Source organism: Stieleria sp. (assembly GCF_041595215.1).
Classification (GTDB): Bacteria; Planctomycetota; Planctomycetia; order Pirellulales; family Pirellulaceae; genus Stieleria; species Stieleria magnilauensis.
The window spans coordinates 1-7,678 of the sequence record NZ_JBFHKV010000340.1; the positions used below are offsets into that span (position 1 = coordinate 1).

A 7,678-nucleotide genomic window follows, 5' to 3' on the forward strand; every position below is an offset into this window, starting at 1 on the left:
CACACCAGCGCAGGTTGGTGTCTAGCCTTCAGGCGATTCCCGGTCGCTGCGGAGCAGCGAAATGAGCGGCTGAAGCCTGCACACCAGCGCAGGTTGGTGACGTCGCGATCCTACCAGCCGGAATGCGTCATCCCGAAGGCGTTGGCGACGGCCGCGTTGGTGATGGCACCTTGGTGCACGTTGACGGCTTCTCGTAAGGGGCCGGCGGCGTCGATCGCGGCTTGGCCGCCGAGTTCCGCCAGGCGGATCACCCAGGGCATCGTCGCGTTGCACAGCGCGAACGTGCTGGTGCGGCCCACTGCGCCGGGCATGTTGGCGACACAGTAATGCACGACATCGTCAACGATGTAGGTCGGGTTGCTGTGCGTCGTCGGACGTGTGGTTTCAATACAGCCCCCTTGATCGACGGCGACATCGATCACGACGCTTCCCGGTTTCATCAATCGCAGGTCTTCCTTGCGAACCAGTTGAGGCGCTTTGGCACCGGGGATCAGCACCGAACCGACGACCAGATCGGCGCGCTGGATTTGATCCAAGATCGTGTGGCGATCACTGTACAACGTATTGACGTTGGCGGGCATGATGTCGTCGAGATAACGCAGCCGATCCAGGTCGACATCCAGAATCGCGACATCGGCTTGAAAGCCTGCCGCGATCTTTGCCGCGTTGGAGCCGACGATGCCACCGCCGAGAATCGTGATGTGTGCCGGCGGAACTCCGGGCACTCCGCCCAGCAAGATGCCGCGACCCATCTGGGGGCGTTCGAGGTACTTGGCGCCTTGTTGAATGCTCATCCGCCCGGCCACTTCGCTCATCGGCGTCAACAGCGGCAAACGCCCCTTGCTGTCACGCAAGGTTTCATACGCGAAACACGTCGCACCGGTGTCGATCATCGCATCGGTCAACTCGCGGCTGGCGGCGAGGTGAAAGTAGGTGAAGAGCAATTGGCCCGAGCGGATCAAGGCATACTCTTCGGGTTGTGGTTCTTTGACTTTCACGATCAGGTCGGCCTGCTCGAACACGTCCGCACCCGACGCGACCATTTCCGCTCCGGCCCGCAGGTAGTCGTGGTCGGGGAGCCCCGATCCCAGTCCAGCGGAGGATTCGACGATCACACGGTGACCGCGGGCCACCAATTCTTCGACGCCGACCGGCAGCAGGGCGACGCGGTATTCATCGGATTTCACTTCCTTGGGAACGCCAATAATCATCTATCGAATCTCTGGTGGTTGGTCCGCAATCTTCGCCGCGACAACAGGCATCCCGTAGGGGAGCACAGCAAGTCGATGGAGGTTAAGCGTAGCGAGACGCGGCATCGGTTCCAAGGCTCTGCCACAGAACCGCTGGCGAAGTAGGATGGGATGCCGTTGCGTCCTCCGAAGGGCGAGGCGAGGAACGCCGTGAGGCCCCTCGCTAACGCGTGCGGGCTGAAATGGACAGGCCGTCCCTCACTCCACCACGTGCCAGCGGACGAGCATGGCCAAGTGCGACAGGGCTTCGCCAGACGTGATGCTGGAGGTGGGGCTGGTGACGGCCACACTACCCGCCAAGGTCCACTTGTCGGCAACGGTGGCGATGGAAGTGGCCAGCTCGGCGGTTTCCAGTTCCACACGGTCCATCGACTGTCCGGTGCCGAACGTCGCCGCAACGACTTCTTCGGGGCCAGAGGCGAGTTGGATTCCCAGGTGGAGTCGTCCCTTTTTACCGTCCGCGTCGATCTCCGGTTTGATTCTTCCGAACAGTCCCAGCAGCGGTGAATAGGTTTCGGGACGGTAGGCGGTCTGATTGCCGGTGTTGACGTCGATGGTTCCGTTGGATCCCACCACGGGGGTCAAGGAAACCACATAACTGCGACGCAATCCGGATGAAACTTTCGCGACCCGGTGGTTGTCGCAGCGCAGCGACAGCCGCGCCGCCGAAGCATCGTTGGCAAGTTTCTCAAGGGACGCCGCGTCCGAGGCGAGCGCCGTCGCCGATTGCTCGGACCCGACTTCCACGATCCGCACGTCGACTTGAACCGTCGGGCTGGTGTTGTTGCCCACTCGCAGCAAGTCCAACAGCTGCGTGACCCTGGTGTGGACGGCTTGCGTATGCGTGACGATCATCATCGATGCGACGATCGACAGCTTGCCACCGGCGCCGTCAATGTTCAGCCACGCGGTGTCATCGTCGGACAGATGGTCAAGCACCACTTGTTCCAACGCTTCGCGGGTCATGCGACTGGGCAGATAAGTTGGACTGGGACCGGGCATTCCCCCCATTCCGCCACCCATGCCTCCGGCGAGCTGCGGCAGGATGTTGTCGGGGATTCGGAAGAAGCCGCCTCCGCCTTGCGACATGCCCATGCCGTCACCCGCGTCGAAGCCCATGCCACCGCCCATGCCACCGCCGAAACCGCCGACGGACGTGCGAACGGTCGTGCCGGCTTGTTCCGCGTCGTCGTCCAACATGCTGGGGGCGTCCAGCAGGTCGGCGATGTTGTAGACCTTGGTCACAAACGGTGCCGAAAGTTTTTCCCCGCCGACTTGGGCCTCAGCCGATGTCATGCCGAGTGTCAGGCAGCCGAGCACAGCGGTAGCCGTCCAGAGCATCCGAGAATTGTTGCTGCGAAGTGTCAGAGCGTTCATGAGGGGTTCCTTTGGAGTCTGCGATCCATTGTTGAAGAGTGGGTTGAATGTTGACGAAGTGCATGCGGGCCGAAACGAGTGCCGGCGTCAAATCTTGACGAGCAGCGGCTTGTGCCAAAAACGCTCGGGCCTGCGGCGTGTTTCGCGACAGCAGCACCAGGTAGGCGGGCTGGCGAAAACGGCCGCGGAGGATCATGGACGCGAGCACTTGATCGAGCTGTTCGCCTGGAACCGATGCCAACACAAAGGCCGCGGCGGTTCGTACCGGCGCATTTCGTTCGCGCATGCGCATGATCAGTGTTTGAAGGTGTGACCGATGGAGTTCTCGAGACGCTGCCCCGACTGCGGACCTCCAACGCGCGTCCTGGGCCAGTTCCAGCAACACCTCGACGCCTTCGGGATTCGGAGACGCTGCAATGTTTCGGCACAGTCGCGTTCGTTCGGGATCGTCTTGCGCGTAGCGAATCAACTCGATCGACTGTCCCACCGTGGCCTCGGTGGCCAAGCGTTCGAAAGCCATCGCCCGGACCGACCGATGCGACAGCCAATGAAACAGAACCGCTCGTTGTGAATCGGCGGCAGCGGCGCACACCAGATCGAACGCCTTTCTTCTCTGCTGCGGGTCGACCAGCTGCGGCACGAGCGAAACCGCGGCGCGCTGCGAGCGGGCGTCTTGATGAGCGAGATAGTCGCGTGATTGACGCCACGAATCGCTGTCGACTTCTCCGGCTCGATCGACGAATGCGGCGAACTCGGCCAATCGCTGTTCATGATCGATGACGGGCTGACCGGGGCGCGCCGGTGGTCGGGCGAGCTTCGCAGGTTGAGGGACCGGTTCCGCTCGGGGCGGACCGGATTGAGTCCGTTTGCCTTTGGGGCTGGGCGACGGGGACGGTGAATCGACGCCGGCATGTGTCTTGGGCTGATCGGAGGCATCGATCGGACTCGGTCGTCGCTGCGCGGCGGCGGCTTCCGCCAAGTCCGTCGGGGCGCGGTTGGTCGACGAATCCGGCGCGGTGACGACGGCGACGGAGGTGTCTTGTTGTCCGGGGTCGTTTCGGACCCACATGGCCGACCCACCCAGGATCACGAACAGCCCCATCGCAGCCAAGCAGAGCGTGACACGTTTTCGCCGCACGACACGTCGTCGCGACAACACCGTCCACTGTTGCTCACTTTGATGCAGCAATGGATCGACGGCGTCAGGGGGGGCGGGGGCGTTTGCCGGATCGCTGGCGCGGAGCAGTTGATCAAGTTTATCTGGATTCATAGAGGTCAATCCCGATCGTCGTGAACAAAGGGCTCGAGCAATTCACGCAGTCGTTTCCGCGCGGCATGCAAATTGGCGTGAACCGTTTGCGGCGTGATGTCCAGCAACTGCCCGACTTCACGCGCGGACATGTTTTGCCAAACCATCAAACCAAACACCTCGCGTTGTCGATCCGGCAGCTCTCGCACGGCCGCCGCCACCACGGTGCGCAACTCGGCGTCGAGCACCTGTTGAGTCGGGCCGCGTTCCGGGGTGACCAGATTCTCGCTTTGCGAATCGCATCGGCTGTGTCCATCACGCTGGATGTCTGGTGGCGGTGGCAGGTTTTCTTGCCGGCGTCGTTGGGCGGCCATCCCATCGCGAACGGCGTGAATCACGATTTTGGTGAGCCACGTGTCGACATGCGATTGGCCTCGAAATTGGCGCCATGATTTGGATGCTTTCAGCAATGCGTTTTGAACCGCCTCGGCCGCGATGTCCTCATTTCCGGACAGCCGTCGTGCGATCGCGATCAGTTTGGGCAAACCCGCCGAGACCGCTCGGGCAAATTCGGGTTCGGTCAGCGATTCTTGCATCGACGCCCGCCGCGTGGATGTGCGTTGATAGACCCGACGATCTTCGAACAGACTGTCAAACGCGGCATCCATCATGAAACTCGGTGGTTAGCGACATCCCCTTAGACCGATCCGGACCCCAAAACCTCAAAAAGAAAATCGGCTGGCAACCGATTTTATCGGATCTGGACGCGCGATCCCATTTGAGAGGCAATTCCCGGGACATTGTGAGCACAGGGATGGCCAAGCGTATCCACCGCTCCCTCACTATTGCATCTCCGACGGGCAACGCTGTGAAGCATTTTTTTAGCGGTATTGGCCCGCGGCGGAACAAAACACTGGGGTTGCTTGTTGACGGCGATCATCAACGACTATTCTATGTCGCCGCGCGCCACTGTGGTGTGGCAGCCCCGATCCGGCCGATGACGGCACTCTGCGGCGGGCTGCCAGAATCGGGCTCGCGAACCAGCCCCATCCAGGCCAGGAAAGACTCCTCACAATGACCCGTGCGATGAAAGCAGTGGCGAAACGAACGAATCAACGACCAAGGTAATCCCGCTCGTGAGCAAATACGTACTACAACTTTCGCTTGCGTTGACAAGCTTGTTCCTCGGTGGGCAAGCGGTGATGGCACAAGCTCGTGCCCTGAGAATCGGATTGATCGGTGACTCGACCGTCGCGACGACGTATGGATGGGGTCCCGCGTTTGAAGACCGCTGCACGGAGCAAACGCAAGTGCTTCATTTCGCAAAGAATGGAGCCACACTTGAGTCCTTGTCGAAGAAATTTGACGAGTTGCTGCAGCTGAAGCCGGACTATGTCATCATTCAGTTCGGCCACAACGACCAGAAGCGTTACGGCCCGGACGTCTATCGAACCAAGCTGACTTCATACGTCGAAAGGGCGAAGCTGGCCGGCGTCAAGCCAATCGTTTTCAGTTCGGTCACGCGTCGGAATTTCGGCGACGACGGAACGATCCTGCCTCGGGAAGCAACGTTGAAAGCCGCCCTGCCGTCGTACGCCGCGACGGCTCAACTCGTTGCGAAGCAGCAGGGTGTGCCGTTTGTTGATCTGTATGGCATCAGTGTGAACCATCACAACACAATCGGCCCCCAGGAAAGCCGGCAGTACAATTTCAATCCTAGCGACACCACCCATTTCAGTCCCGCAGGAGCCGCCGCGACCGCAGAGCTGATCATCAAGGCGCTCAAAGTCGCGGTGCCCGAACTCAATGGCTGTTTCAAATGAGCCGATGAATCTTCCGGCGGGACGGCGACCACTCTGTACGTGTGGAGCAACCGTTCGCGTCGCGACGACGAGTTTCCCCAGGTGACTTCAATTATTCTGGGTCAAACGTCGCCAAATCAGCGCGACGAGCCAAAACGAAAAAACCACGGTCGGGGAGTCCCAGTCGGACGTCAGAATCTCCATCTTGCCGCGGCGGGTCAACGGATGATTGGGCCGCATCGTGGCGATTGATTCTTCGCCTCGCCGTAGCGTATAGCAGCGTGTGAATGCCGAATCAGTGGCCAGCAACAGCGGACCGCCCGGCGCATCGATGTCAAAGGTTCGCCAAAACACCGATTGTTTTTGCGCCGAGGCGACTTCGGTTCCCTCATGCTCCAGCGTCCAATGCCCACTGAATACACCCTGTTTCTTGACCGCGAAAACGACACCGTCGACTACGATTGAACCCTGCTCGCTGGACGATCGCAGCCTGGTTTCTCCGTTGAGAACGTCTCCCTTCAGATAATAATTCCATGAACACACGCCTTGCGGCAGACATTGAATTGTCGTGCTCGTCTGGTTTGAAGTCGTGCTGGACATGGACAACGCGCCGACAGGGATGGATGGTGGATGGGATTCAAAACCGAGACTTTGTCGACCGGCTGTTCTCACTGGGCCGATTCCAATCGGAAAGGGGGCGCACCATTGCAATGCAGCTTTGGATTGACTGTAGCCGGGGATTCAATGCGCGAGCAACCGCATCGTACCAGGCTGCGCCGGCACGCTCACGTCGTTAGAATGGTTCGGACACCAATCTATCGAATCGATCGTTGCAAAACGGGTTGCCCCCATGGCGTCTGACGCATCACCCAATTCATCATCGTCAAGTAAACGAATCCTCATTGTGCTGATGGTCTGTCTCGGACTCGCCGTCTTGCTGTGCGGCGGTCCGCTGACATGGTGGGCCGCACGACGCTCGGCCGCCAGCGCCGAAGTCGCTGATCGCCGCGAAGAAATCCGTGCGCGGGGGCTGCCGATTGACGACGCATCCATGGAAGCCTTTCGTGTCCGAACCATGGGGCACGAAAAATCGCAACGCTGGATGAACGTTTTGGAGGAAATCCAGTCGCAGGCGTTTGAGAATTCCTGTCGTGGCGTCCCCGTGGTTGGCATTACCGAAGAGGATGCCGATTACGTTTATGGTCAACCCTATCGCTTTGACGATGAAGTGCGACAGTTTCTTGACCAGTGGGCGGAGCTGCGTGAAGAGATTCATGACATCACCGAGGGAACGGGCCCGATTTGGACGGAGGTCCAGATGGATTCCTTCAACACCCTGTTGCCATACGTCCAGTCTTCACGCAGCGTGGCGAGATTGCTGTCACTGGAGTTTGAAGACGCGCTCCGGCGTGATGATCGCCGGCAAGCGTTCGGCAGCATGATGGCCATGCTCGGCGTGGCTCGGGCGTTCGAAAAAGAGCCGCTCATCATTTCGCAACTCGTGGTGATTGCAATTCACTCCATGGCGTTGAAACACGTCAAGGTGGCGATCGAGCATGATCTGTTCGACGAGATGCAGCTGAAAAAAATCCTTGAGCAATTGCGCGTCTTTGACGATTTCGGGACTCGTTACCGGCTCGCCATCGTGGGAGAACGCGCCATGTCGCAACCGGTCTTCGACGATTTGCAGCGTTTGGGCGAAGACGTCGGGATGCCGCCGGGAGGATTCAACCAACGGCCGATCGATGCCCTCGCTTCACTGGAGATCATGGAGAAAGCCGAATCGATCACCACCGATAACCTGTCTGACTTCTTTATTCAAACGGCCGCACTCGATTCAGATTTCAATCAGCAAATCCAACAGGCCGGCTGGCTGAAAAAGCTGGAGACGATCGTGACCAGCCTGACGGTTCCGGCGCTCGGTGCGGCCGGCAAAGCGTTCGTGCGTTCGGCGATGGAGAATCGGATCGCCAAGATCGGCATCGGGCTCCGGCTGTTCG

7 protein-coding genes are annotated in these 7,678 nt (G+C 59.9%); 2 read left to right on the forward strand and 5 right to left on the reverse strand.

Translation table 11 applies throughout. From position 1 onward, the window contains the following. Nucleotides 1–110 precede the first annotated feature (110 nt). The 4 genes from ald to ABX749_RS14565 form a co-directional block, all read right to left on the reverse strand. Nucleotides 111–1,211: an alanine dehydrogenase gene (gene ald / locus ABX749_RS14550; RefSeq protein ID WP_372896615.1), complete on the reverse strand. Its 1,101-nt coding sequence runs from the start codon at nucleotides 1,209–1,211 to the stop codon at nucleotides 111–113. Nucleotides 1,212–1,448: 237 nt separating this feature from the next. Beyond that, nucleotides 1,449–2,627, reverse strand: a complete 1,179-nt coding sequence (locus ABX749_RS14555) for a hypothetical protein (RefSeq protein WP_372896616.1) — start codon at nucleotides 2,625–2,627, stop codon at nucleotides 1,449–1,451. Next, nucleotides 2,533–3,897, reverse strand: coding sequence for a hypothetical protein (locus ABX749_RS14560; protein WP_372896617.1), 1,365 nt, complete (start codon nucleotides 3,895–3,897; stop codon nucleotides 2,533–2,535). Before ABX749_RS14560 ends, ABX749_RS14555 begins: the two co-directional genes overlap by 95 nt. Before the next feature lie 5 nt (nucleotides 3,898–3,902). Beyond that, the gene (locus ABX749_RS14565; protein ID WP_372896618.1) at nucleotides 3,903–4,547 is read right to left on the reverse strand and encodes an RNA polymerase sigma factor; all 645 of its coding nucleotides are present in this window, start codon (nucleotides 4,545–4,547) and stop codon (nucleotides 3,903–3,905) included. 465 nt (nucleotides 4,548–5,012) lie between these two features. Here ABX749_RS14565 and ABX749_RS14570 point away from each other — a divergent pair, with 465 nt between their 5' ends. Further along, nucleotides 5,013–5,699, forward strand: coding sequence for a rhamnogalacturonan acetylesterase (locus ABX749_RS14570; RefSeq protein ID WP_372896619.1), 687 nt, complete (start codon nucleotides 5,013–5,015; stop codon nucleotides 5,697–5,699). An 87-nt stretch (nucleotides 5,700–5,786) separates the two neighbouring features. On the opposite strand, the gene ABX749_RS14575 is transcribed toward ABX749_RS14570, so the two are convergent. Continuing rightward, nucleotides 5,787–6,278: a hypothetical protein gene (locus ABX749_RS14575; protein WP_372896620.1), complete on the reverse strand. Its 492-nt coding sequence runs from the start codon at nucleotides 6,276–6,278 to the stop codon at nucleotides 5,787–5,789. A 304-nt stretch (nucleotides 6,279–6,582) separates the two neighbouring features. On the opposite strand from ABX749_RS14575, the gene ABX749_RS14580 reads away from it, so the two are divergent. Next, nucleotides 6,583–7,678, forward strand: a 1,096-nt coding sequence (locus tag ABX749_RS14580) for a hypothetical protein (RefSeq protein WP_372896621.1), incomplete at its 3' end; no start/stop codon positions are given.

Coding starts and splice junctions, on each gene's coding strand:
- ald (WP_372896615.1), bottom strand. CDS start 1,211: ATGATTATTGGCGTTCCCAAGGAAGTGAAATCCGATGAATACCGCGTC.
- ABX749_RS14555 (WP_372896616.1), bottom strand. CDS start 2,627: ATGAACGCTCTGACACTTCGCAGCAACAATTCTCGGATGCTCTGGACG.
- ABX749_RS14560 (WP_372896617.1), bottom strand. CDS start 3,897: ATGAATCCAGATAAACTTGATCAACTGCTCCGCGCCAGCGATCCGGCA.
- ABX749_RS14565 (WP_372896618.1), bottom strand. CDS start 4,547: ATGATGGATGCCGCGTTTGACAGTCTGTTCGAAGATCGTCGGGTCTAT.
- ABX749_RS14575 (WP_372896620.1), bottom strand. CDS start 6,278: ATGTCCAGCACGACTTCAAACCAGACGAGCACGACAATTCAATGTCTG.